Origin of the sequence: Streptococcus sp. DFI.7.26 (assembly GCF_022240605.1) — a bacterium.
In the GTDB taxonomy this organism is placed as follows: Bacteria; Bacillota; Bacilli; order Lactobacillales; family Streptococcaceae; genus Streptococcus; species Streptococcus xiaochunlingii.
Genome location: NZ_JAKOGN010000063.1, coordinates 1 through 285 on the forward strand (window position 1 = coordinate 1; position 285 = coordinate 285).

1 protein-coding gene is annotated in these 285 nt (G+C 38.9%); it reads right to left on the minus strand.

What is annotated here, in order from left to right:
* Positions 1 to 285: hypothetical protein (locus tag L0M85_RS10095; protein ID WP_238656948.1), on the minus strand; the 285-nt coding region annotated here is incomplete at both ends.

Sequence of the window (285 nt, forward strand, 5' to 3'; positions counted from 1 at the left end):
TCCCATCAAAATAAGGATTGATCCAGACACGCTTATCCTCCTCAAAGGGAATAGAACCACTAAAAACAAGTTCCTCTTCATTAAGATTCTTTGCTTGATCCTTTTGAAAGAAGAGGAGATCTGTGGTTACACGAGTACCTGCAATGCTTTTAAAAGCCGTATCTGGCAACCGAACTCCCCCTAAAAAATGAGTGTTGGATTTAATCTCTTGTAAGACATTATCTGTCCGTTTATCCATTGTGCCAATAGAAGAGATAATCGAAACTTGTCCTCCATCTCTTACTA